Here is a 22,867-nt window from a genome sequence, read left to right as displayed (position 1 = left end):
GCTTGGTCCCCCGACCGCCCTTGAACCTCAGCCTCGGGTGACGACGACGCCAACCCCGTTCTGACGGACCAGCGAGAGGGTGAGCCGGTGCCGCCCCGGACTCTCGATGACGACTGGGCCCGAGGGCGTCCGGAGATCGACCCCGCGGATCCTCGTGCGGTGTGGCGACTCCCCGTCGAGGCGGTAGCCGATGCGGTCACCGTCGCCGTCGACACGCAGCGTCGCGCCCGCAGCGGTCCAGGATGGCGTCGGGAGCCGAACGCGTACGATTCGTCTGGCGCCGGTCTCGCCCGGTCGTGTGGGGTCCTCGTGGGCTCGGAGCGACTGGACGCCGCGAGCGATCCGGTCGACGACGCCGTCGAGGTGGGTCACCGTTCGTGCCTCCCGGCCCGCTTCGACACCCGGGCCGACGGCGGCGAGGAGGGCGACGGCCAAGAGCACCGCGAGGACGACGCGAATCACAGGAGTCGCCGGATTCGCTCGGCCAGCGTCGGCGCCGTCGTCTCCGCGTCGGGGTCGGATCGCTCCCGCTCCGCCTCCAGTTCGCTCCGAGCGGTGTCGGCCGCCGCCTGCGCCAGCGTCGCGGCGGTTCGGTCCGTCGTCGGGGGCTGTCCACCGGCGTCGGTGGAACGATCCTCGTCGCGTCCGTTTCGCCGGCCGTCCCGTGTCGCGTCGTCGGTAACGGCCTCCTCGAGTTGCGTGTCTCTGGACTCGCCGCCGTGGCCGTTTCGCCGCCGACGGTCGTGCCGTTCGCCGTCCGCACCCCCGCGCCGGCCCCGCTCGCAGGGTCCGTTCCCGTCCGCACGTCCCTCCCGCTCGGAGTGCTCGCGTTCGAGGCGCTCGACACGGGCGATGGCGGCGTTCGCGCGGCGCTCTACCGCCTCGTCGACGGCGTCGATGCCGCCGGCGAACCCCCGGAGGGCCTGCACCGCGGCCTCCAGTTCGTTCAGACGGTCGTCGAGGTCGGCGACGGCCTCTTCGACCGCCTCCAGTCGGGCCTCCACTCGACCGGCCTCGGGGAGTCCCTCGACCGTCTCTCCGTCGGTGAGCGCGCGTTCGACTGCGTCGACACGTTCGTCCAGGCTGTCGTCCATGCCCCCGGGTGGCCGCGCCATCGCTCCTAAACCCTCGGCTGTGAGCCGTGTGCTCCGAGCCCCCGAGCGCGGGCCGCCGCTCGCTCGTCCGGCGACTCGTCGGTGACTTGAAGAGGGCGCATGACGCACGTCGGACGTATGAAGTCCGTCCTGATTGGTGTCGGACAGGCCGGCGGCAAGGTCGTCGACGCTCTGTCCGATTTCGACGCGCAGAACGGGTTCGGTGCGGTCATCGGTTCGCTCGCCGTCAACAGCGCCCGCTCGGACCTGCAGTCCCTCCCTCTCGATACGGTCCTCATCGGCGGGTCACGGGTGAACGGCCACGGTGTCGGCGGCGACAACGAACTCGGCACGGAAGTGATGCGGGAGGATAGTCAGGAGGTACTGGGCGCTATCGACGGGCGAGTGACCGCGCGCGCCGAGGCCATCTTCGTGGTCGCGGGCCTCGGTGGCGGCACCGGGAGCGGCGGCGCGCCCTTCCTCGTCAAAGAACTCAAGCGAATCTACGACGTTCCCGTCTACGGCCTCGGCATCCTCCCCGGCCGCGACGAGGGCTCGCTCTATCAGGTGAACGCCGGGCGGTCGCTGAAGACGCTGACTCGGGAGGCGGATGCGACGCTGTTGGTCGACAACGACGCCTGGCGCTCCGCCGGTGAGAGCCTCGAATCTGGCTACGAGGCGATCAACGAGCGCATCGCCCGCCGGGTCGGACTCCTCCTGGCCGCGGGCGAGGCCGTCGACGGCGTCGGCGAATCCGTCGTCGACAGTTCCGAGGTCATCAACACGCTCCACGGCGGCGGCGTCGCGACGCTCGGCTACGCCGCCGCAGAGGTGGCGGACGACGCGAGCGCGAACGTGAACGTCGTCACCAGCACCACGCGGCGGGCGCTCCGCTCCGGGCTGAGCCTCCCGGACACGACGAGTGCGGAACGGGGACTACTGGTCGTCGCCGGCCGGCCCGAAGTCATCTCGCGGAAGGGCGTCGAACGCGCCCGCTCGTGGATGGAGGCCGAACTCGACACGATGGAGGTCCGCGGTGGTGACTTCCCGCTGTCGGACGGCCGTCTGGCCGCGCTGGTGTTGCTCGGTGGCGTGGCGAACTCCGACCGCCTCGACGGCTTCCTCGAACGGGCGAGACAGGCCGCTCGCGAGGAGGAGGAACGGGAGGAAGAAGACGCCGCGTCGGCGTTCCAGGAGGACCGACTCGACGGGCTGCTCTGACGGCACGACGCACCCTCGACGCGGCGATGCTCACCCGTCGCCGAGTGTGACTTCCCGGTGAGTCTATTCGACTCACTTCGGTCGACTGGCTCGACGACCACTGCTATTTCGACGTGACGAGGCTACCGCCGTCGAAGTCGGTCCGACCGTACTCGACGTCCATCAGGTCGAGGATGGTCGGTGCGATGTCGAACAGGTCCGCGTCCGTCACCGACGCGGCGGGGTCCTCGACGAACAGCGTCGCGTTGTCGAAACTGTGCATTCCGTTGCGCGGCCCGACGTCGAACACCTCCTCGTTGCCCTTGAAGCCGGACTTGAGGTCGAACCCGTGGTTCGGGATGGCGACGAGGTCCGGCGCGATGTCGTCGTGTTCGCCCCGGAAGGCGTCCTCCTTCTCGACGACGCGCTCACAGACCGGCTTGCCGTCCGGCCCCTCGAGCGCTTCCAGCGCCGCCTTCAGCTCCGCGCGAGTCTCCTCGTACTCCGCCTCCGGCACCGACCCACGTGGTTCGCGGCCCTCGAGGTTGATGTAGAACCGTCCAGGGATGAGCGAGTACGCGCGGGACTCTTCGGCGATGTCGGTCAGGTCGTCGTGGTCGTCGTCCTCGAAGGAGAGCCAGCCCTCCTTCCGGAGCCACGCGTTGCAGTGAACCTCGTAATCGAGCGACGTGAAGCCGTGGTCGCTGGCGACGACGAGGGTCACGTCGTCATCGAGGGACGCGCGGATTCGTCCGATATAGTCGTCCAGCTTGCGGTAGAACTCCATGAACGCCTCCTTGTTCGGGCCGTCGCGTTCGTAGTCCTTGAACAGGAAGTGGTTGACCCGATCGGTGGTCATGAAGACGCCGAAAAACAGGTCCCAGTCGTCCTTCTCGAGGTAGTGCGAGAAGGCCTCGAATCGGGTGTCGAGGGTGTCGTGGGCGTCCTCGACGAACTCGCTTTTGTCCTCTTTGTGACCGAGTTTGGCGTTCACGTCGATGGCGTAATCGATAGACTGCAGGTAGTCCCGGAGTTCGTCGGGGTGGGCCGCCTTGTCGACGCCCGGCGAGAGGAACCCGGACACCATGCGCTGGACGTTTCGCTGCGGCGGGAAGGTCACGGGGACGTTCATCACCGTCGTGGTGCGTTCGGCCTCCTCGAGCCGGTCCCACAGCCGGGGCGCCTGCACGTCCTGTCCCATCGGGACGTAGGTATCGTAGGAGCCGGACTCGCGGTCCTGGAACCCGTAGACTCCCGTCTCACCCGGATTGACACCGGTAGTGAGCGCCGGCCAACAGGCGCTCGACTCCGGCGGGACGATGCTATCGATGGCACCCGCACTCCCTTCCTCGGCGAGCGCCGCGAAGTTCGGAAACTCCTCGGGATGGTCCTCGAGGAGGCTGAACGGCACCCCGTCGATGCCGACGAATGCGACGCGCGGGTGGTCCTCTCCGCGCAGTCTATCGAACAGACCCATACCACCGCATACCCGGGACGCCAATAAGAATCTTCGTTTCCGGCGGGTACGGGCGGTTTCTACGACGGCCGCTCGACGGTTGTTAGGCAACCGTACCTCGTTGCCCGACTACGGGGAGTCCCGGACCCCGACGAGCGGCGATAATCGCCCGACGGAAGGGTGTTAACCGCACGTACCAAACCCCCTATTACCGCAACCACCCACAGTCCGTATATGAGCACGAGTGCCGCGGGCAACGACCTCACGGAAAAACAGCGCCGCATCCTCGGGTACCTGCGCGAACACGCCGCCAGCAAGACGTATTTCAAATCACGACTCATCGCATCGGAACTCGGTATGACCGCGAAGGAGGTGGGGGCGAACATGACCGCCATCCGAACCGGCGAGTTCGACGTAAGCGTCGAGAAGTGGGGGTACTCCTCGGGGACGACGTGGAAAGTCGAGGTTTAGGGATCGTACCTGATCAGGTCGTCCGCCTCGGCCGCGAACGTCGACACGTCGGCGTCGAATGAGTCCGCGTACCGAACCAGTAGCGTGATGATCGTCTCCGGGCGCGAAACGGCGTAGCCGTCGTCCCGGAGCAACAGGCCCGCCTCTTCGAGTTCGGAGGCGTACGTGCTCACTGTCGCCCGCGAGACGTCGAGGGCGTCCGCGACGGCGGCCCCCGTCGCGTCCGGGTGGCGGAGTAGCGTCATCAGCATCCCTCGTGGCGTCTCCCGCCGCAGATAGCCGAGCGCCACCTGTTCGAACGTCGAGAATCGACCCGCGAGGAAGAAGCGGCGGTAGTCGCCGTCGCGACGGGAGACGATGGAACCGCCGTCGGACCGTCGCCCCGACGAGGTCACGCTCGCGTCACTCGCGTGACCCTCGTCGAGCAGTCGGCGGAGATGGTGTTGGGTCTCGCCGGTGCCGAGTTTCAGGTCGTCGCGGAGTTTCGAGAAGTGCGCGCCGGGAGTCGCGCTCACGTACCCGAGGATGGCGTCGCGGGCGTCGCTGGAGTCGGAGGCTGCTCGCGCCTCGCCCGCCCCGAGACCGGCGAGCGGCGTCGCCGCTCCCAGTGCGGCGAAGCGTCGCAACGTGGCCCGCTTGTCCTCGTCGACCCCCCGGTCCCCGTTCGGCATCTACTCACACAGTCGGTACCTGCCGACTAAAACGTGTCGCCCCGTCGGCTACTCCGGTTCCGTCTCCGGTTCCGGGTCCTCGTCCGCGAACGTCTCGCCGTCGTCGGCGTCCTTGATGATCTCGTCGGCGCTTTTGATATCCGTTCCCGCGCCCGACTTGATCGCCTCCGCCTCCTGTTCGAGTTCCTCGACGTCCATCTCCGCGGCCTCGTCGATCTGGCCGAGGATCTCCTCGATGTCGTCGAGGCCGATCAGTTCCCGGGTCTCGGCGTCGAAGTCGAGCGAGTCCAGCCCCTCCGTCTCCTGCACGGCGCTTCCCGACAACTGCTTGCCGTACCGGCCAACGAGCGACGTGAGTTCCTGCGGCAGGACGAACGTCGTCGATTCACCCTGACCGATGCCTTCCAACGTCTCCATCCCCTTTTCGATGATGGCGCGTTCGCCCATCGATTCCGCCGATTTCGCCCGCAGAACCGTCGAGATGGCGTCACCCTGCGCTTCGAGGATCTGACTCTGCTTTTCTCCCTGCGCGCGGATGATGTTCGACTGCTTTTCGCCCTGGGCCGTCTCGACGGCGCTCCGGCGTTCCCCCTGCGCTTCGAGGATCATCGCCCGACGACGACGCTCCGCGGAGGTCTGTTGCTCCATCGCCTGCTGGACGTCCTTCGAGGGGTTGACCTCGCGGACTTCGACCGATTCGACGCGGACGCCCCACTCGTCGGTCGGTTCGTCGAGTTCCTTCCGGATGCGGGCGTTGATCTCCTGACGCTTGTTCAGCGTATCGTCGAGTTCCATGTCGCCGAGCACCGCGCGTAGCGTCGTCTGCGCGAGGTTCGACACTGCCATCTTGTAGTCGTCGACTTCGAGGAACGCCTTCTTCGCGTCCATCACCTTGATGTAGACGACGGCGTCGGCGGTCACCGGCGAGTTGTCACGGGTGATCGCCTCCTGACGCGGCACGTCGAGCGTCTGGGTCCGCATGTCGAAGGCGTACGTCCGCGAGACGAACGGTGGGATGAACGTGATACCCGGTTCGAGCAGTCGTCGGTACTCGCCGAACACGGTGAGTGCCTTCTTCTCGTAGGCGTCGACGATTTCGACCATCTGGTACACCGTGACGATGGCGAGCAACAGGACGAGCAAGCCGACGAACAGCGGTCCGATTCCGGGGATCACCTGCAGTACGACGGGGGCCATAGCGGTGGCTTGGGGTGTGTCCGGCAAAAGGGTTCGCACGGAAGGTCCGCTCGGGGTGGTGGAACGACCCCACCGCTCGACTTAGCGGTGGAAGTCAACCGCGTCCATCGCGTCCTCGCGGTGGACCGTCGTGCTCGCCGGCTCCGTCCGGGCGACGACGTCGCCCGACCGTAGCACGAGCGTCCGCGACGCGCGGGTGCGGAGCGCGTTGAACGCGTCGGGGCTGTCGTAGACGACGAGCGAGCCCTCGTGCCCCTCGCGCAGGCCGTACTCGTTCGCCCCGAACACCCGGGCGTTGGCCTCGGTCAGCATCTCCCACAGGTCGGCCACGTCGTCCCGGCCGGCCATGTGGGCGTAGTGGAGGAGGACGAAGGCGGCGTCGAGGGGGTCGGCCTGTCCGTAGTGGTACCACGGGTCGAGGACGGAGTCGTGACCGATGCCGACGGTGACGTCCGCCGCCCGGAGTTCGTCGATGCGCGTGTGACCGCGCCGGCGCGGGTAGTCGTCGTAGCTCCCCTGCAGGACCGAGTTGTCCGGCGGGTTCGTCACGACGCTCACGCCGCTCTCGGCGAGTAGCGAGATCAGCTTGTCGGCGTAGGCGTTGTTGTAGGAGTGCATCGCCGTGGTGTGACTCGCCGTCGTCCGGTCACCGATGCCGCGCTTGAGTGCCTCGCTCGCCAGCACCTCGGTGAACCGCGACCCCCGGTCGTCCGTCTCGTCGATGTGCAAGTCGAGGGGCAGGTCGTGACGTTCGGCGAGGTCACAGACCGTGTGGACGCTCCGGACGCCGTCCTCGCGGGTGTGTTCGTTGTGTGGGATCGCCCCGATCACGTCGACGCCCATCGCCACCGCCTCGCGGAGCAAGTCCTCGTTGCTCTCGTCGGTGAAGATGCCGTCTTGTGGGAAGGCGACGACCTGTAGGTCGACGACGTCGGACACCGCCTCCCGAAGTTCGAGGAGCGCTTCGACCGTCGTCAGCGACGGCTCCGTCGTGTCGGCGTGGGTCCGGATGCGTGTCACGCCGTTGGCCGCGTACCACTCGACGGTCCGCGTCGCACGGTCGACGACGTCGTCGACGGAGATGTCCCGCTTGTACTCGGCCCAGATCTCGATGCCTTCCGCGAGCGTCCCGCTCTCGTTCCAGGAGGGATCGCCGGCGGTTCCGGTCGCGTCGAGGTGGACGTGCGGTTCGATCAGCGGCGGGGTCACCAGTCGCCCGTCCGCGTCGTGGCGCCGATCCGCCGGGAACGCCTCTGGATCTCCCTCACCCGCGGGGACCACCCGTCGGATCGTCCCGTCCCTGATCTCGATGTCGACGACGTCGCCGTCGAGGGTCCGCCCCCCCGTGACGATGTACTCGGTCATATCGGATCGATGGTCAGCCGGTACATATTCCTTCGCACTCCAACTTTCCGCACAAACGTGGACGTAATGCCAAATTTTATCAACAATACACGTCCGTCAACGGGTAATGGCAACAGAGGACGAATCGTCGTCGTGGCGGACGTTCGTGTTCGGGGACGAGGACTTGCCCGATCCGGACTACCCGATCGATCACGTCCCTCGGGACGAACGCAAAGGACTCGTAAGTATCTCCGCGGTGTTGCTCGGTTTCGTCTTTTTCGCCGGGACGCTGTGGTCCGGGGCGGAAGTCGGTGCGGCGATGGGCTTTGGCCCGATGCTCTCGGCCACCGCCGTCGGCTACGCGATTCTCGGCGTCTACGTCGCGGCGCTGTGTGGCATCGCCGCGAAAGCCGGGTTGACGACCGTCTTGCTCGCGCGATACAGCTTCGGCCGGTGGGGCGCGAAGTTCGCCGACCTCCTCCTCGGGGGAACGCAGGTCGGCTGGTTCGGAGTCACCATTCCGATGGTCGCCATCCCGACGGCGACCTTCTTCGGTCTCGAATCGCGGACGTTCGTCCTCGCGCTCATCGTGATCTGGGGCGTGCTCCACCTCGCGACGGCGTACTTCGGCTACGAGGGGATGGAGAAGCTGTCGCTGGTCGCCGTCCCGATTCTGGTCGTCGTCGGCCTGCTCTCGGTGTTCATCGCCGTGCAGGACGCCGGCGGCGTCTCCGGCCTGTTCTCCAGTACCGGGGGTGGAGGGATGGGCTTCGCCGCGGCGGTCACCATCGTCGTCGGGACGTTCATCAGCGGCGGGACGCAGGCCCCCAACTGGGCGCGGTTCGCGTCGTCCACCCGCGTCGGCTTCTGGGCGGGGCTGATTGCCTTCCTCCTCGGCAACGGGTTTCTCTTCCTTTCGGGAGCCGTCGGCGGCGCCGTCTACGACGTGACGCCCGCGGGCGACCTGTACGAGGTGCTCGCCGCACAGGGACTGGCCGCCGTCGGCCTGATCGCCCTCGTCCTCAACATCTGGACGACGAACGACAACGCCGCTTACGCCTTCGGGGTCGCGGGCAGCGAGGCGTTCGAGTTCGACCGCAAGCGGCCCTTCGTGCTGGCCGGTGGGACGGTCGGCATCCTCCTCGCCCTCGCCGGCGCGGAGAGCCTGCTCATCCCGTGGCTGTCGACGCTCGGTCAGTACGTTCCGCCGCTCGGCGGCGTCATCATCGCCGACTTCCTGCTCTGCTGGCGGCTGGACGTGCCGCGGATGGAGGACGTCGACTTCGCCGACGTTCGATGGATCGCCGTCCTCGCGTACGGCGTCGGCGTCGTCGTCGCCATCCTCACCGCGGGACAGGTCGTCCCCGGTGTCGGCGCCCCGCAGGTGTTGCCCGGTCCCGGCGGTGCGGCCCTGAACGGTCTCGTCGCCGCCTTCGTCGTCCACACGGTGGCGTACTACCTGTTCGAAGAAACGGGTCTTCTCGCCGGCCACGACGTCGACGCCGCGGCCGAGCGACTCTAGTCGTCCACTTCCTCGACGCGCTTGCCCGTCGCCTGCGGGATCACCCGGCGGTCGGCGTCCATCCACTCCCGGTCGAGTTCCCGGCCCTCGAACAGCCGGTCGAGAAACACCGCGAGCGCCGCGACTTCGGAGTGAGGCTGGTTCGTCACGCCCACGTTCCAGTCGGCGCGGTCGTACACCTCGAAGTCGACTTTTCCGGCGCCGACGACGACGAGCAACGGCTCGGTCAGGTGGCGCTCCCGGATCGGATCGGTGACCGCTTCGACCGGTTCGCCGTACATCGTGAGGTGGACGACTGTCCCCTCCCAGTCGCGGAGGATCGGGCGGTAGGCGTCGGTCACCGTCACGTCGAAGGGACCACCGAAGCGGTCGGTGATGTCGGCAACCGTCTCGCTCGCCTGCGAGGCGTCGCCGACGAGAATCGCCCGGTCGGCACCGAGCGCCCGCGCCGTCAGGGCCACGTGCGTCGTCATGCGGTCGTCCCGACCGGGCCGGTGGCCCAGTCGCAACACCGCCACTTCGGGGGCATCCTGCATATCCGTCGAGAGTTGATCGAGGGGGTAACGGCTTTCGGAACGTCCGTACCGGAAGGCACTTGCGCTATCCTCGACATGAGCCGACATGAATCTCTCCGACCGGCGGGTGGTGATCACCGGCGGCGCGGGACTCATCGGCTCGCACCTCGCGGCGCGACTCGCCCCCGACAACGAGGTGATCGTCGCCGACGATCTGTCGAAAGGCGAGGCCGACCGCGTTCCCGAGGCCGCCGAACTCGTCGTCGCCGACGTCACTGACCCCGACGACGTGGCCGGCGTCGTCACCGCGGACGTGGACGTGCTCTTCCACCTCGCGGCCTACACGGACACGAACTACGCCGACCCCCGGAAACTCTTCGAGGAGAACACCGAGATGACCTACACGCTCCTCGAACGCGCCGCGGCGGTGGGCGTCGAGAACTTCGTCTTCACCTCCTCGTCGACCGTCTACGGGGAGGCCCCCCGCCCGACGCCGGAAGATTACGCCCCCCTCGAACCGATCAGCGTCTACGGCGCGAGCAAACTCGCCGACGAGGGGTTGGTCTCGACGTACGCCCACTCCCACGGCGTCCAGTCGTGGACCTTCCGCTTTGCCAACATCGTCGGCCCGCACCAACGCGGCAACGTCGTCCCCGATTTCGTCGAGAAACTACGCGACGACCCCGAGACGCTGACGATCCTCGGCGACGGCCGACAGGAGAAGTCCTACCTCCACGTCGAGGACTGCGTCGACGCCATCGTCCACGTCGTCGAGCGAGCGGACGCACGGCTCAACACGTACAACCTCGGCTCCCGGACCACCACCTCCGTGAACCGCATCGCCGACATCGTGAGCGAGGAGATGGGGCTCGACCCGGCCTACGAGTACACAGGCGGTGACCGCGGGTGGACCGGCGACGTGCCGAAGATGCGTCTCTCGGTCGAGAAACTCGCGGCGCTCGGGTGGGAGCCGCCGTCGTCGAGCGACGAGGCCGTTCGGCGCGCGGCCCGCCAACTGATCGAAGAGCTGACCTAACGCGCCGCGGACAGACACGCCTTTGGTCGCCGCCCCCGAAGTCGGCCCGTGCAGATCGTCGGCTACGACGCGACCGACGGCGGTCTCCTCGTGAGCGATGGCGACGGTGCCGTCGAGTACGTCTCCCTCGACCCCGGTACGGAACTGTCCTATCGCCTCGGCGACCGCCACTGTGCGGGCGTCGTCGTCGACGACGGCCACCGCCCCTGTGACGCCGACGAGACACCACACTGCCACGAGCACACCTCCACTTGGGTCTGTGCCCGGTGTACGGGGACCTGCCTCAAAGACGAGATGGACTGTTTCGACGATCACGCGGTCTATCTGGCGGCGTTCGCCCCCGAGACGTTCAAGGTCGGCGTCACGAAGGCGTGGCGTCTGGAGATCCGCCTCCGCGAGCAGGGAGCGGATCGGGGTGCCCACGTCCGGACCGTCGCCAACGGCCGCATCGCCCGTGAAATCGAGGCGGAACTGGCCGCGGAGATTCCGGATCGGGTGCGGGTGCCGACGAAGCGGGCCGGCCTCGCTCGCTCGGTCGACGAGGCCGCGTGGGAGACGCTGCTCGACGGTTTCGATCCGCTGGAGACCCTTGACCTCGACTACGGACTCGACCTCTCGGAGCGTCCCGTCGCCGAGACGGTCGCGACCGGACGGGTTCGCGGGACGAAGGGCCGCCTTCTGGTACTGGATCACGCCGGTAGCACCTACGCGGTGGATCTGCGGGATCTGGTCGGCTACGAGGTGGTGACCGGCGGCACCGACCGCCGCCTGCAATCGAGCCTCGGCGCCTTCGGGTAGACGGCAACCCTTTTCGGCGTGGGTTTCGAACCCGGTCGCATGGCAGACGACGACACCGGCGACGAGTCCGAGGCAGCGGGCGGCGAAACCGACGACGCAGGCGAGGGCGAGGGCGAGGAGAAATCCTTCCGCGAGCGCGTCGAAGAGATCCGCGAACGACGCGCCGAGGAACGTGAAGAGGGCGAGCGCCCCGACCCCGAGGAGATGATGGGCGGCGAGGGCGGCCCCGGCGGCAATCCCTTCGCACAGATGATGAGCGGGATGATGGGCGGTGGCGGCGGTCCCGGCGGCATGGGCGGCGGCATGGGCGGCCCGCCCGGCATGGGCGGCGGTCCCGGCCGCGGCGGCGAGGAGGAGTCCCCCGGCAACGAGGAACTGGTTCGTGAGGTCCGACAGCTTCGGGACGAGGTTCGCGACGCCACCCGACAGCTTCAGCGGATCGCCCAGGCTCTCGAAGACGACTGACGGTCGCCGTTCGCCACCGTCTCCTCATACTGGCGGCTGTCACTGTTTCGAGATATTGTACCCCGGGGTGGCGACCATCCGTCTCGACGTCCAGCCGGCAGTGTCAGCTCACGCGGTCGTAGACGTCAACGAGGCGGTCGACCGATCGGTCGACGCCGTGTCGGTCCCGGTGAGCGAGACACGCCTCCCGGAGCGTCTCACGCTCGGCCAGCGTCCGCCGAATCGCCCCCCGGAGCGACTTCACGTCGCCCGTCTCGAAGTGATAGCCCGTCTCGCCTTCGACCACGGTGTCGGCGAGGGCGCCGTCGTTCGCACCCACGACGGGCGTGCCACAGGCGTTCGCTTCCAGCGCGACCAGTCCCTGCGTCTCGATCGGACTCGGGAAGACGAAGGCGTCGAGCGCGCTGTAGAACGCGGGGAGCTCCTCGCGGTCGAGGAAGCCGAGGAAGCGGGCGTCGACCCCGCGTTCGGTCGCGCGGGCTTCGAGGTCGGCGCGTGCCGGGCCGTCGCCGCCGAAGACGACCGTCGCGTCGAGCGCCGTTGCGGCGTCGACGACGTCCCCCAGGCGCTTCTCGTAGCCGTGCCGGCCGGTGTAGCCGAGCAGCGTCTCCGCGTCGTCCAGGCCGTGCCGGACGAGGAACTCCTCGGAGTCGACCGGCCGGAACTGCTCGGTGTCGATGCCGTTCGGGATGACCGTCACCGGCGTCGAGACGCCCACCTCGTCGACGAGGTGTGCCGCCGTCGACTCGCTGGGGGCGACGACGACGTCCGCGCAGTCGAAGAACCACCGCTCGTACCGCTCGCTCACCCGTTCGACGACGGCCTCGACGGCCTCGACGGGGGCGACGTAGTCAGCGTACTCCGCGGTCGGCGTGTGATACGAGGCGACGAAGGGGCAGTCACGCCGACGTGCGAGTCGCAGACCGGCCAGACCGATGGCGAAGGGCGTGTGGGCGTGGACGAGGTCGACGTCCCGGACGCGCCGGGGAATCCAGGGCGTGCCTAGCCTGTAGCCGGAGTAGAACGGGAACGGGAGGCTCCGCACCGGATACTCGCCAGGTCGGGCGGCGTAGCTGTCGGTTCGCGGGTACACCACGTCCATGCGGCCGCCGCGGTCGGCCCAGCAGTCACGCCACGCCTCGACGGTGTACGTGACGCCGTTGACCGTCGGCAGATAGGTGTCGGTGAAGGCGGCGACCGAACGCATTGCTGGCGATTCGACGAGGAGGGGTTAATCGCTTGTGACTTCGTCGTCGACGCGGGCCGGTGCCGTCCGGCGACGCCCGCTCATCCGTCCGTCCGGTCGCGGACGCTCCGGTAGGCGTCGACCAGTTTCTCGCCCACCCGCTCCAGCGAGTGGTCCGCCGCCGTCTCCGTCGCGTTCTCGCCGAGTCGCTCCCGCAGGTCTGGGTCGCTCGCCAGGCGATTCAGGGCGTCCCGGAACTCCGCCCGCGTCTCGCATTTCAGGCAGTCGTACTCGTGGGTGTAGAACTCCTCGAAAACCGGGATATCCCGCAGGACGACCGGTTTGCCACAGGCCATCGCCTCGAGGACCGCGATCCCCTGGTTCTCCGCCTTCGTCGGGAACAGGTAGACGTCGCCTGCGGCGAAGGCACCCCGCTTGTCGTCGACCCACCCGGTGAACGTGACGTTCTCGGGCGGGTTCGTCGTCCACCGGCGAACCGTCTCGGAGGCCTGCGGTCCCGAGTCGTAGGGACCGAACCACGCGAACTCGTAGTCGGTTTCTTCGGCAAGTCGGCAGAACGTGGTGAGGCCCTTGCGCTCGAAGACGTTGCCGACGGAGAAGGCGACGAGGCCGCTCAGATCGAAGCGGTCGCGATACTCCTCGCGGAGGTCCTCGAATCCGGCGAGCGAGGCCGTATCGACGCCGTTGGTGATCGGACGGATCGGTGCCTCGACCGGGTACGATTCCAGGATGCGCTTCGTGTATGCGCTGGGACAGAGGACCAGGTCAGCCTGCGAGTAGAACCACCGGAGGTAGCGCCCGAGGGGCCCGGCCAGGTGGGTCGATCCCCGGAAACTCTCGGCGAAATCCTCACGCGTCACGTGGGCGTGGAGCACCAGTGGCGTCCCCGTCCACAACGCCCGCCGCGCCACCGCGATAGACCCGGGGCCGATCATGTTGCAGTGGGCAACGTCGTACTCGCGGAACGCACCGTGGCCCCGGAGTGCCGACCCGACCGCCCGCGGCGGCGACCCCCCGGCCCACGGCGAGGTGCAGACGGACACGTCGGTCGTCGACAGCGCGGCGCGTTGCTGGTCGGCGGCGGTCCCGATACCGCTTCGGTCGAGCCGACTCTCCAGTTCGAGGTAGTTCAACACCCGCACGAGCGGCGATTGCGCGGTGACGCTCTTCACGCTGTCGGAAGGCCTTTGGCACCTCCCGGCCGGGGTCCAGTATGGGTATCGCCGAGGAGCGGATCGACCGACTGGCCGCGCTCGCTCGCGATGCGGTCGCCGCGGGTGAGACGGAGCGCGCCCGCGAGTACGTCCGCCTCGCGCGTCGCATCGCCGAGCGCAACCGTCTCACCCTCCCGCGGTCGTTCCGGCGGTTCACCTGTGACGCCTGCGATGCCTACCTCCTCCCCGGCCGGAACGCCCGCGTCCGGTTGCAGGACGGCCACGTCGTCGTCCGCTGTGACTGCGGTGCGACGGCCCGCTACCCCTACGACTGATACTGTCGGCTGTGGCTGCGTCGAGCTAGTCGCCGTCTCGGGGTGGCGATCCTCCGTCTCGACGTACAGCCGGCAGTACGAGTGGGGTGACCGAGCGACGCTCGCGCCCGTCGGCGCCCGCGTGTGGCCCTCCGGCGTTAATATAAACTTTCAAACCGATTCGGGGACAGTGGAGGGTATGGATACGCAAGCGCTGCGCAAGCGGGCTCACGACCTCGACGTGACGGTGTGGGTCGGCAAGGGGGGTGTCGACCCCGTGGTCGACGAGTGTGGCGATCAACTGGCGAACGAGAACCTGGTGAAGGTGAAATTCCTGCGGTCGGCTCAGGGCGGGACCGACGTGGAGACGCTGGCGGCCGACCTCGCGGAACGAACGGACGCGACTGTCGTCGAGACGCGCGGTAACACCGCTGTACTTCACCGATGACCGGTGTGGCGCTCCAGAGCGGAGCAATTGCACGATTCCTCTCGGCGGGTGGCGTGCCGTACGCCGACGCCATCGGTTCTGCCATCACCTTCGTCGTCGCGTTGCTGGTCGTCTACACCGTCGGGCGAGCGGTGCTGCTCCCGCTCGTGGACCGTGTTATGGAGTCCCGGGGGCTGGAACGGCACGCTCGAAAACCCCTCCGGAAGCTCACGCTGGCGCTCGTCGTCTTCGCCGGCGTCGCCATCGCGTTCGGCTTCGCGGGCTACGGCGACTTCCTCCAGTCGCTCGCGACTATCGCGGCGGCCGCGACGCTCGCCATCGGGTTCGCCATGCAGGACGTCATCGCCAACTTCGTCGCCGGCGTCTTCATCTTCACCGACAAGCCGTTCCGCATCGGCGACTGGATCGAATGGGACGGCAACTCGGGCATCGTCGAGGATATCAGCTTCCGCGTCTCGCGGGTGCGCACCTTCGACAACGAACTCCTGACGGTTCCCAACTCCCACCTCACCGACGGCGTCATCAAGAACCCCGTCGCCAAGGGTCAGCTTCGCCTGCAAGTACCCTTCGGCATCGGCTACGACGACGACATCGAACGGGCGAACGAGATCATCCTCGAGGAGGCACACGCCCACCCGGACATCCTCGACGACCCCGTGCCGTCGGTGCGGCTGACCGAACTCGGTGACTCGTCGGTCGTGCTCAAATCCCGCGTCTGGATCGACGATCCGAGCCGCTCGGACTTCGTCAAGACCCGCGGCGAGTACGTCACCGCCGTCAAGCGTCGCTTCGACGAGGAGGACATCAACATTCCCTATCCGAACCGGACCCTCGGCGGCTCGCTCGAACTCGAGGGCGTCGACGAGACGGTCGTCTCGGACTAGAGTTCGATCCGTTCGACCAGCCCGTTCTCCTCTTTCGTGTTGATGGCGACGATGCGGACGTGGTCTTCCAGCATCGAGTTCCGGAGTTTGGCCTTCAGAAGGCTGTCGACTTGGTAGACGCCGGCGGCGTTCACCATCTCGATTTCGACGAGGACTGCCCTGTCGTCGCCCTCCTCGAGCGTGACGTCCCGAATCGCCTGACTCGATAGCGTGTTGATCCCGCGGCCGCCCTCCTCGTAGGGGATGCGCGAGCGCCCCCGCTCCATGTCGAGGGCGTCGGCGACGCGGATGACGCCCGCCTCACGGGTCAGCGGGTCCTCTTCGGTGTGGTGACAGAGGATGGCGTGGAGCGTCTCACCTTTCACCCGCACGGCGTCTTCCGTCCCGTAGAACTCCGGCAGGAGACGGTCGAGGAGGTCAGACGCGAGCGGGATGGAGTAGTAGGCGTGTTGGTCACGGTGGACGACGTGGCCCACGTCGTGGAGGGTGGCCGCGAGGGCGACGATGACCGGTTCGTCGGCCGCCGCGAGTCCTTGATCCCCCGCACCGTTGAACGAAACGCCGGCGCGTTTCAGCAGTTCGTACAGGCGAAGCGCGCGATTTCGGACGATACTGATGTGTTTCGGGCCGTGATCGTTGTACCCTTTCCGCGTGACTGCGTTGACGTTCTGGGCGTCGAGATACGTCGTCACCTCGGGGTCGTCGGCGAGCACCGACAGGACTTCGTTCAGTTTCTCGTCGGGGAACGAGTGGGGAGCGTCGGGGTCGTACTTGCGGCCGTCTGCGTCGTCACTGTCCATGGGGAGTCTTGTCCCGCGACGGACAAAAAGCACGCCGGCCGCGGTCAGGGTCGGGTCTCGGCCGCCGCCTCGCGGACCGCCTCGTAATCCGGTTCCTGTTTCGGGTCGTCGCCGACCCATCGGTAGGTGATCGTCCCGTCGCCGTCGACGACGAACACCGCACGCTGGGCGACGCGCATGTCGAGCGGCGAGAACGCGTCCACCACGCCGTAGGCGTCGATCAGTTCCCGGCCTTCGTCGCTGATGAGGCCGAACGTCAGGTCGTTTCGCCGCCGGAACTCGTTGAGCGTGTACGGGAGGTCGACGCTGATACCGTACACCGTCGCGTCGATGCCCTCGAACTTCGCCATCCGGTCGCGGAACGCGCACATCTCGTTGGTACAGGTGGGTGTGAACGCCGCGGGGAAAAACGCGAGGACGAGTGGCGCCTCGTCCAGGCGTTCCGACAGGGTGAACGTCTCGACGTCCCCGTTCGCGAGCGGCGCGGTGAAATCGGGCGCCTCGTCGCCGATGTCGACCATACCCGCCGTTGACGGGTCGCCGTCATTATCCTGTCGGCTGTCGACCGCCCCGCCCGACCGCGTTCGGCGTCGGATCGGACGCAACTCCGGTGACTGGCCGGTCCAAAAAACCTATAATCGCGAATCGGCTACCCAGAGGTAGTGATGCACGACCCAATCGTTCCACTGTTCCCCGGGTTGCCCGGCGGGCCGGAGTTGCTCATCGTCCTCTTCGTCCTCGTCTTGCTGTTCGGGGCGAACAAGATCCCCAAACTGGCCCGGTCGACCGGTCAGGCCATGGGCGAGTTCAAGCGCGGGCGCGAGGAAATCGAGGAGGAACTGCAGGAGGGCGCCGAGTCGTCCGGGAGCGACTCCACCGCCACGACCGAGGAGACGGCCGAGCCGACGGAACCCGAAGCCGAGAAGAGCAGCTAACCCGTCCTCGCTCCCGGTGTCGTGACCGCCGGCCTCTCGACGGCGGCGCGCGCCGACCCACGACTGCGTCCGCGCCGCCGCCCCCGAGAGACGCTTTCCCCGTCTACTCCTCCGTTTTTCGCCGAACTCATCAGTGGAAATACATTAGTCGGTGCGCGCCGATCCGTCCGTATGGTCGAGAACGACGACGTCGCCCGGCAGGCACGACAGTTTCACGAGGAGACGCCTCACGCGGTCAGTGTCTCCGTCACACTCTCGACGCACACGCGGGGCGTCCTGAGCGAGATCCGCGACGAGTTGAACGACCGCGCCGGGGAGCCAATCTTGAACACGAACGACGTGGTTCGACTCGCGCTCGAAGGCGCGTCGCGGTATCACGAACGGGCACCCGCATCGGACGACGACGTTCACGCACTCACCGCCGCCGTCCGCGACGCCCTCGACGAGACGGGTGCGGACTGAAAAACATCGTCGACGGGGACCGGCGAGGGAACTAGCTCAGTGGGTCGTCGGTGACGACTAGGTCGCCGCGGTCCTCGGCGTTCCCGAGACTGCCCGGCGAGAGGTCGAACTCGAAGGCGCCCGTTGGCAGCGCGAGCGTCGAACACGCGTTCGGTACGTCGACGACGCCGCTCTGGCGACCCTCGATGGGAACCGTCCCCAGGATGTGAAGCGCCTGCTGTCCGGTGTAGCCGAACTTCTTGAGGTAGTCGATGGCCTGCAGGCACGCCCGGCGGTAGGCCGTGTGCGAGTCGATGTAGTGCTGTTCGCCGTCTTCGGTGACGGAGTAGCCACAGAAGGTGACGTAGTCCTCGAAGTTGGGGCCACGGTGGCCCGGTTCGAAGATGGGGTGGGTGACGCCGTGGTCCTCCATCCCGTTTTTGACCACTTCGAACTTGCAGTCGATGTAGGCGGCCATCTCGATGGCGCCACAGAACGTGACTTCGCCGTCGCCCTGCGAGGCGTGGAAGTCACCGATGCCGAACTTGCCGCCGTCGACGTAGACGGGGAAGTACACCGTCGACCCGATGGAGAGGTCCTTGATGTCGTGGTTGCCGCCGTGTTCGCGGGGCGGGACGGTCCGGGCGCCTTCCTCGGCGGCCTCCTCGGCCGCGTCGGGGTCCATCTCGCCCATCAGGGCGCCGTCTTTGGTCGGCGGGTTCGCGACGCCCGGTTCCTCCTCGCCCGTCGGGTGGTTCTGGATGGAGCTGGGATCTTCCTCGAACTTGTCGATGAGGGCCTGTTCGCGCTCGTTCCACTCCTCGAGGAGCTCTTGGCTGGGGGCACACCCCGCGAGGCCGGGGTGGATTTTCCCCTCGTAGCGCACGTCGGGGATGTGGCGCGAGGAGACGGTGTAGCCGTCGAGGTCCCAGATGGACTTGGCGGCGTCGGGGAAGTGATCGGTCAGGAAGCCGCCACCGTTCTGCTGGGAGAACGTCCCAGTGAAGCCGAACTCCGAGCGCCCGTTGAGCGGCCCCATGTCGAGGAACTCCACTTTGAGCAGGTCGCCGGGTTCGGCGCCGTTGACGTGGACGGGTCCGGCGAGATAGTGCACCTGATTGAGGTCGACGTCGCGAACCTCGTTCGGATCGTCGTTGTCGGTGATCTGACCGCCGGTCCAGTCGAGGGCCTCGAGCCGTGCCGTCTCGCCGTCGTCGACTTCGACCACGGCGGGGATGTCGGGGTGCCACCGATTGAACGGGTTCGCGCCGGGCTGTTCGTCAGGAGGGCTGTCTACGTCGACTTCGAATTTCACTTCGGGCATTGGTATCAAGGGTCGCTGGACCCACGCACAAATGTTAGTCAGATATACTTAATGTTATTGTAACAAATCAGACCGACATGTCTCTGTATTCAGTTCCGGCGACAGAGAAAGGAAACTCAGGCCCAGGGCCAGAAGCCGGCGGCCATCAGATAGCCGGACGCGGCGGTGACGGCACCCACGACGGCCGTGAACGAGCCGGTTGGTGAGGTCAGGTCGTCGCGTTCCAGTCCCAGGAGGAGGAAGAAGGCGGCCCAGAGCACCGCCCAGATCAACCACAGCGCCGTCAGGCCGATGTCGCCAGTGAGGAAGACCAGATACGCCGTGGGGAGGGCCGTCACCGCGACGAAACCACAGTACCAGCCGAACGACCGTTGATCCTCGAGGCCCCGGTAGGCGTTGGCCGCGATCCAGAGGTACGTAAAGGAAAACAACATGGTGCCGGCGGCGTTGAACGGCGTCCCGTCCGAGGCGTCGCCGCCGAACCCCCACCAGAGGACGATCAGGAACGTGATCAGCCCCGTGAGGAGGTTGAAGGTGGCCACGTCTCTGTTCGAACCGTACCCCAGCAGCCACATGCCGTTGACGAAGAGCACCCCACCGACGAACAACAGCCCCATGCCGAGAACCTCATACAGCGGCATGGTTCTCCGTGAGTTCCGGCCCCTGATCGGATCGTGCCGTGCTAGTCGGACACATGACATATGATCCAACAACGAAGCCGAACTTATAGTTTACTTATAATTAATTAGATAGAATTTAAGTTAATTCAACATGTTGGCGATCTCCAAGGTCGGCGCCGGGATTAATACACGGACGGTGCGAACGACGTATCGCCGCCGACCCACGCTATGACGATGGAATCACGACTCAGGACGCTCGAAATCGTCTTTCTCGTCGCCATCGGCGGTTTCGCCGGCGCGAATCTCCGGTACGTCTTCTCCCTCGCCATCCCGGGACTCGGGGGGACGTTCGCGGCGAACGTCCTCGGTTGTCTCGCGCTCGGTTTTCTCGTGTACGAGGCCGAACTCGTCGGCCTCCTCGCCGAGGAGACGGGTTTCGTCGCCGCCACCGGGTTTCTCTCCTCCTTTACGACCTACAGCACGTTCGCTCTGGAGGCCGTTCAGTCGCCGACACTGACCGGCATCGGCTACGTCGGCGCGACCTACGGGTGTGGCTTCGTCGCGGTGCTCGTCGGGCGACGACTCGCGCAGGCCATGGAGAGTACCGTCTGATGGTCAACCCGGCTTACTTGATCGGTGTCGGCGCCGCCGTGGGGGCAGTCCTTCGCTACGCCACCAACCAGGTCGTGGGCGACGTCGCGGCTACCCGACGGTTTCCCTACGGCACCTTCACCGTCAACGTCGTCGGCTCCTTCGTCCTCGCGCTCGTCACCTTCCTCGGCGCAGGCGCCGACGTGCTCCATCTGGTTGGCACCGGTGCCTGTGGCTCGTACACCACGTTCTCGTCGTTTTCCGTCGACACCGTCCGTCTCTGGGAGACGGGCGACCGTCTCCTCGCCGGGTGGTACGCCGCCGCGAACCTCCTCGGCGCACTGACCGGCATCGCCCTGGCGTTCGGGGTGTCGACCCTCTAACAGTCCAGATACAGACGAAAGACGAGCTCTCCGTCGGGGTCGTCGCCCTCGGCGACGGTCGACCCCGCCTTCGACCACGGCCCGTCAGCGACCAGTCGGTCGGCGAGTTGCTGTGCCCGGTTGGCGTTCGTTCCGGGTGTGGTCACCGCCACCCCACGGTAGTCGGACTCGGTGACGGCGGTGTGAACCCGGTCGAGTGCCGTCTCGACCGCTTCGTCCGCACCCAGTTCCACCACTGCGTAGGTGTCGTCGTCGCGGACGAGCGTCCGCGGCTCCTCGTCCTTATCTCCCGCCGCCAGTGCGGAGAGGAGTCGGCGACGGACCGTCTCGACGGGGAGGTCCCCCGCGGCCGCCAGTCGCTCCGCGGCCTCGTCCGGGTCGGCGATCACTCGGAAGCCCTCCGTATCCGTCCCCAGCACCGCCGCTTCGACCAGCCACGAGAGCGACGCGTCCGGCTCTCCCGGTGCCGAGACGTGACCGTGTTCGCCGCGTTCGACGAGGCGACGGCCGAGTTCTGCCTCGTCGAAGGGTCGGTCCCGGAACAGCGACCGGATCGTCACGTAGAGGTCGATCCGTTCCTCGACGGCCGCAGCCTCGTCTTCGATCATGCGTTCGCACACGAACGTGTCGGCGAGACTTAAATTTCGCCCCCCGCGACGCCCCGGCGGAAATGACATCTAGACATACTTATAGAAAGAATTAGGTTGGATTATTTATGATATTTGTTCGGACCATGCCAGAGACTGTCTTCGAGGTGGACACCGACGCGCCGCCCGACGAACAGCCGGATCCCATCGTCAACAGGTGGCATCCGGACACCCCACCCGCCGCGAGCGTCGAACCCGGCGAGAAGTTCCGCGTCGAATGCCTCGACTGGACCGGCGGCCAGGTCGTCAACGACGACAGCGCCAACGACATCCGCGACATGAAGCTGGCGCCGAATCACCACCTGAGCGGCCCCATCGAAGTCGAAGGCGCCGAACCGGGCGACATCCTCGTCGTCGACATCCTCGACATCGGAGCGTTCCCCGACCACGAGTGGGGCTTCACCGGCATCTTCGAGCTGGACAACGGCGGGGGCTTTCTCACCGACCACTATCCGGACGCGCGCAAAGCCATCTGGGAGCTCGACGGCGTGTACACGCGGTCCCGACACGTGCCCGGTGTGGACTTCGCCGGGCTGACTCACCCCGGCATCCTCGGCACCGCACCCTCCCACGAACTGCTGGAGGAGTGGAACCGCCGCGAGCGGAAACTCATCGAGGACGGCCCGTCCGTCGAGACGGCGGTCAACCACGAAACTCGCGAGGACGACCCGCCGCTGGCGCTCCCGCCCGAACCCGAAGACACCATGCTCGGGGCCATGGACGGCGAGGAACTGGAGGAGGCAAAGGAGAAGGCTGCCCGGACCATCCCACCCCGCGAGAACGCGGGTAACTGCGACATCAAGAACCTCAGCCGCGGCTCCCGGGTCTACCTCCCGGTGTTCGTCGAGGGGGCGAACTTCATCACCGGCGACATTCACTTCTCGCAGGGCGACGGGGAAATCACGTTCTGCGGCGCCATCGAGATGGCCGGATGGATCGACTTCCGCGTCGACGTGATCAAGGGTGGCATGGAACAGTTCGGCCTCGACCATCCCATCTTCAAACCCGGAAACGTCGAACCACAGTTCACCGAGTACATCACGTTCGAGGGGTACTCCGTCGCGGAGGACGGCACCCAGCACTACAAGAACGCCAACGTCGGGATGCGGCGGGCCTGCCTCGACGCCATCGACTACCTGAAGAACTTCGGGTACACCGGCGAACAGGCGTACATCGCTCTCAGTACCATTCCGGTCGAGAGTCGGATCGCCGGCATCGTCGACCTGCCGAACACCTGCGTCACCGTCTCGCTCCCGCAGGAGGCCTTCGACTTCACCATCGACCCGGACGACTTGGGCGACGTGGAGAGTCAGTCGAAGGGGACGGCAGCACGGCCCTCCTGACGCCCCA

27 protein-coding genes and 1 pseudogene are annotated in these 22,867 nt (G+C 66.9%); 14 read left to right on the top strand and 14 right to left on the bottom strand.

The window, feature by feature from the left end; all coding sequences use genetic code 11:
• Positions 1–27 precede the first annotated feature (27 nt).
• Complete coding sequence (locus V8686_RS14965; RefSeq protein ID WP_379705608.1) at positions 28–462, bottom strand: DUF7311 family protein; 435 nt, start codon at positions 460–462, stop codon at positions 28–30.
• Positions 459–1,094 (bottom strand): DUF7310 family coiled-coil domain-containing protein, encoded by a 636-nt coding sequence (locus tag V8686_RS14960; protein WP_379705605.1) that lies wholly within the window; start codon positions 1,092–1,094, stop codon positions 459–461. The genes V8686_RS14965 and V8686_RS14960 overlap by 4 nt, the downstream gene beginning before the upstream one ends.
• Before the next feature lie 138 nt (positions 1,095–1,232).
• Between V8686_RS14960 and V8686_RS14955 the strand changes: the two genes are divergently transcribed.
• On the top strand, positions 1,233–2,315 hold the full coding sequence (locus V8686_RS14955; RefSeq protein WP_379705603.1) for a tubulin/FtsZ family protein: 1,083 nt from the start codon (positions 1,233–1,235) through the stop codon (positions 2,313–2,315).
• 103 nt (positions 2,316–2,418) lie between these two features.
• Here the strand turns inward: V8686_RS14955 and V8686_RS14950 are convergent, their stop codons facing one another.
• Entirely contained in the window at positions 2,419–3,771 is a 1,353-nt protein-coding gene (locus V8686_RS14950; protein WP_379705600.1) for an alkaline phosphatase family protein, read from the bottom strand.
• Between the two features lie 213 nt (positions 3,772–3,984).
• Here V8686_RS14950 and V8686_RS14945 point away from each other — a divergent pair, with 213 nt between their 5' ends.
• Entirely contained in the window at positions 3,985–4,221 is a 237-nt protein-coding gene (locus V8686_RS14945; protein WP_379705597.1) for a DUF7123 family protein, read from the top strand.
• On the opposite strand, the gene V8686_RS14940 is transcribed toward V8686_RS14945, so the two are convergent.
• The 3 genes and pseudogenes from V8686_RS14940 to V8686_RS14930 all read right to left on the bottom strand — a co-directional run bounded on the left by V8686_RS14940 (position 4,218) and on the right by V8686_RS14930 (position 7,454).
• Entirely contained in the window at positions 4,218–4,892 is a 675-nt protein-coding gene (locus tag V8686_RS14940) for a winged helix-turn-helix transcriptional regulator (protein ID WP_379705594.1), read from the bottom strand. The two genes, V8686_RS14945 and V8686_RS14940, sit on opposite strands and share 4 nt — an antisense overlap.
• Positions 4,893–4,943: 51 nt before the next feature.
• A pseudogene (locus tag V8686_RS14935) lies at positions 4,944–6,089 on the bottom strand (SPFH domain-containing protein); the annotation flags it as partial.
• 81 nt (positions 6,090–6,170) lie between these two features.
• A complete protein-coding gene (locus V8686_RS14930) occupies positions 6,171–7,454 on the bottom strand; it encodes a cytosine deaminase (RefSeq protein WP_379705591.1) in 1,284 nt (427 codons plus the stop codon).
• A gap of 106 nt (positions 7,455–7,560) precedes the next feature.
• On the opposite strand from V8686_RS14930, the gene codB reads away from it, so the two are divergent.
• On the top strand, positions 7,561–8,955 hold the full coding sequence (gene codB / locus V8686_RS14925; protein WP_379705588.1) for a cytosine permease: 1,395 nt from the start codon (positions 7,561–7,563) through the stop codon (positions 8,953–8,955).
• Here the strand turns inward: codB and V8686_RS14920 are convergent.
• Positions 8,952–9,491 (bottom strand): tRNA (cytidine(56)-2'-O)-methyltransferase, encoded by a 540-nt coding sequence (locus V8686_RS14920; RefSeq protein ID WP_379705585.1) that lies wholly within the window; start codon positions 9,489–9,491, stop codon positions 8,952–8,954. The genes codB and V8686_RS14920 overlap by 4 nt on opposite strands.
• A gap of 85 nt (positions 9,492–9,576) precedes the next feature.
• Here V8686_RS14920 and V8686_RS14915 point away from each other — a divergent pair, with 85 nt between their 5' ends.
• The 3 genes from V8686_RS14915 to V8686_RS14905 are packed head-to-tail and all read left to right on the top strand — an operon-like array spanning position 9,577 to position 11,769.
• Entirely contained in the window at positions 9,577–10,506 is a 930-nt protein-coding gene (locus V8686_RS14915) for an NAD-dependent epimerase/dehydratase family protein (RefSeq protein WP_379705582.1), read from the top strand.
• A 48-nt stretch (positions 10,507–10,554) separates the two neighbouring features.
• Positions 10,555–11,304, top strand: a complete 750-nt coding sequence (locus tag V8686_RS14910) for a DUF2797 domain-containing protein (protein WP_379705579.1) — start codon at positions 10,555–10,557, stop codon at positions 11,302–11,304.
• 39 nt (positions 11,305–11,343) lie between these two features.
• Complete coding sequence (locus V8686_RS14905) at positions 11,344–11,769, top strand: hypothetical protein (RefSeq protein ID WP_379705576.1); 426 nt, start codon at positions 11,344–11,346, stop codon at positions 11,767–11,769.
• A gap of 103 nt (positions 11,770–11,872) precedes the next feature.
• On the opposite strand, the gene V8686_RS14900 is transcribed toward V8686_RS14905, so the two are convergent.
• Positions 11,873–12,976, bottom strand: a complete 1,104-nt coding sequence (locus V8686_RS14900) for a glycosyltransferase (protein WP_379705573.1) — start codon at positions 12,974–12,976, stop codon at positions 11,873–11,875.
• Between the two features lie 80 nt (positions 12,977–13,056).
• Positions 13,057–14,118, bottom strand: a complete 1,062-nt coding sequence (locus V8686_RS14895; RefSeq protein WP_379706634.1) for a glycosyltransferase family 4 protein — start codon at positions 14,116–14,118, stop codon at positions 13,057–13,059.
• A gap of 71 nt (positions 14,119–14,189) precedes the next feature.
• Here V8686_RS14895 and V8686_RS14890 point away from each other — a divergent pair, with 71 nt between their 5' ends.
• From V8686_RS14890 to V8686_RS14880, 3 genes are all read left to right on the top strand, one after another.
• A complete protein-coding gene (locus V8686_RS14890; protein ID WP_379705570.1) occupies positions 14,190–14,465 on the top strand; it encodes a ribonuclease P protein component 4 in 276 nt (91 codons plus the stop codon).
• 178 nt (positions 14,466–14,643) lie between these two features.
• Positions 14,644–14,892, top strand: coding sequence for a YhbY family RNA-binding protein (locus tag V8686_RS14885; RefSeq protein ID WP_379705568.1), 249 nt, complete (start codon positions 14,644–14,646; stop codon positions 14,890–14,892).
• Positions 14,893–14,897: 5 nt separating this feature from the next.
• The gene (locus tag V8686_RS14880) at positions 14,898–15,776 is read left to right on the top strand and encodes a mechanosensitive ion channel family protein (protein ID WP_379705565.1); all 879 of its coding nucleotides are present in this window, start codon (positions 14,898–14,900) and stop codon (positions 15,774–15,776) included.
• On the opposite strand, the gene V8686_RS14875 is transcribed toward V8686_RS14880, so the two are convergent.
• Together V8686_RS14875 and V8686_RS14870 are read right to left on the bottom strand one after the other, a co-directional pair.
• Positions 15,773–16,576, bottom strand: a complete 804-nt coding sequence (locus V8686_RS14875) for an HD domain-containing protein (RefSeq protein WP_379705562.1) — start codon at positions 16,574–16,576, stop codon at positions 15,773–15,775. The two genes, V8686_RS14880 and V8686_RS14875, sit on opposite strands and share 4 nt — an antisense overlap.
• Positions 16,577–16,620: 44 nt before the next feature.
• Positions 16,621–17,097, bottom strand: coding sequence for a redoxin domain-containing protein (locus tag V8686_RS14870; RefSeq protein ID WP_379705559.1), 477 nt, complete (start codon positions 17,095–17,097; stop codon positions 16,621–16,623).
• 144 nt (positions 17,098–17,241) lie between these two features.
• Between V8686_RS14870 and V8686_RS14865 the strand changes: the two genes are divergently transcribed.
• Together V8686_RS14865 and V8686_RS14860 are read left to right on the top strand one after the other, a co-directional pair.
• Complete coding sequence (locus V8686_RS14865) at positions 17,242–17,511, top strand: Sec-independent protein translocase subunit TatA/TatB (RefSeq protein ID WP_379705556.1); 270 nt, start codon at positions 17,242–17,244, stop codon at positions 17,509–17,511.
• A 171-nt stretch (positions 17,512–17,682) separates the two neighbouring features.
• Positions 17,683–17,973 carry a hypothetical protein gene (locus tag V8686_RS14860; protein ID WP_379705553.1) on the top strand — a complete coding sequence of 97 codons (291 nt, stop codon included), beginning with the start codon at positions 17,683–17,685 and terminating at the stop codon, positions 17,971–17,973.
• 31 nt (positions 17,974–18,004) lie between these two features.
• On the opposite strand, the gene fmdA (V8686_RS14855) is transcribed toward V8686_RS14860, so the two are convergent.
• Positions 18,005–19,276: a formamidase gene (fmdA, locus tag V8686_RS14855; RefSeq protein ID WP_379705550.1), complete on the bottom strand. Its 1,272-nt coding sequence runs from the start codon at positions 19,274–19,276 to the stop codon at positions 18,005–18,007.
• Positions 19,277–19,392: 116 nt separating this feature from the next.
• Entirely contained in the window at positions 19,393–19,917 is a 525-nt protein-coding gene (locus V8686_RS14850) for an AmiS/UreI family transporter (protein WP_379705547.1), read from the bottom strand.
• A gap of 207 nt (positions 19,918–20,124) precedes the next feature.
• Here V8686_RS14850 and V8686_RS14845 point away from each other — a divergent pair, with 207 nt between their 5' ends.
• Together V8686_RS14845 and crcB are read left to right on the top strand one after the other, a co-directional pair.
• A complete protein-coding gene (locus V8686_RS14845) occupies positions 20,125–20,508 on the top strand; it encodes a fluoride efflux transporter FluC (protein ID WP_379705544.1) in 384 nt (127 codons plus the stop codon).
• Entirely contained in the window at positions 20,508–20,870 is a 363-nt protein-coding gene (crcB, locus tag V8686_RS14840) for a fluoride efflux transporter CrcB (protein ID WP_379705541.1), read from the top strand. Before V8686_RS14845 ends, crcB begins: the two co-directional genes overlap by 1 nt.
• On the opposite strand, the gene V8686_RS14835 is transcribed toward crcB, so the two are convergent.
• The gene (locus V8686_RS14835) at positions 20,867–21,478 is read right to left on the bottom strand and encodes a hypothetical protein (protein WP_379705538.1); all 612 of its coding nucleotides are present in this window, start codon (positions 21,476–21,478) and stop codon (positions 20,867–20,869) included. The two genes, crcB and V8686_RS14835, sit on opposite strands and share 4 nt — an antisense overlap.
• Before the next feature lie 125 nt (positions 21,479–21,603).
• Here V8686_RS14835 and fmdA (V8686_RS14830) point away from each other — a divergent pair, with 125 nt between their 5' ends.
• Entirely contained in the window at positions 21,604–22,860 is a 1,257-nt protein-coding gene (gene fmdA, locus V8686_RS14830; RefSeq protein WP_379705535.1) for a formamidase, read from the top strand.
• Positions 22,861–22,867: the final 7 nt, after the last annotated feature.

The sequence above is a fragment of the Haloplanus litoreus genome (genome assembly GCF_045690335.1).
Classification (GTDB): domain Archaea; phylum Halobacteriota; class Halobacteria; order Halobacteriales; family Haloferacaceae; genus Haloplanus; species Haloplanus litoreus.
The sequence above is the reverse complement of the archived record's forward strand: the minus strand, read 5'-3'. Positions and strand labels throughout refer to the sequence as shown.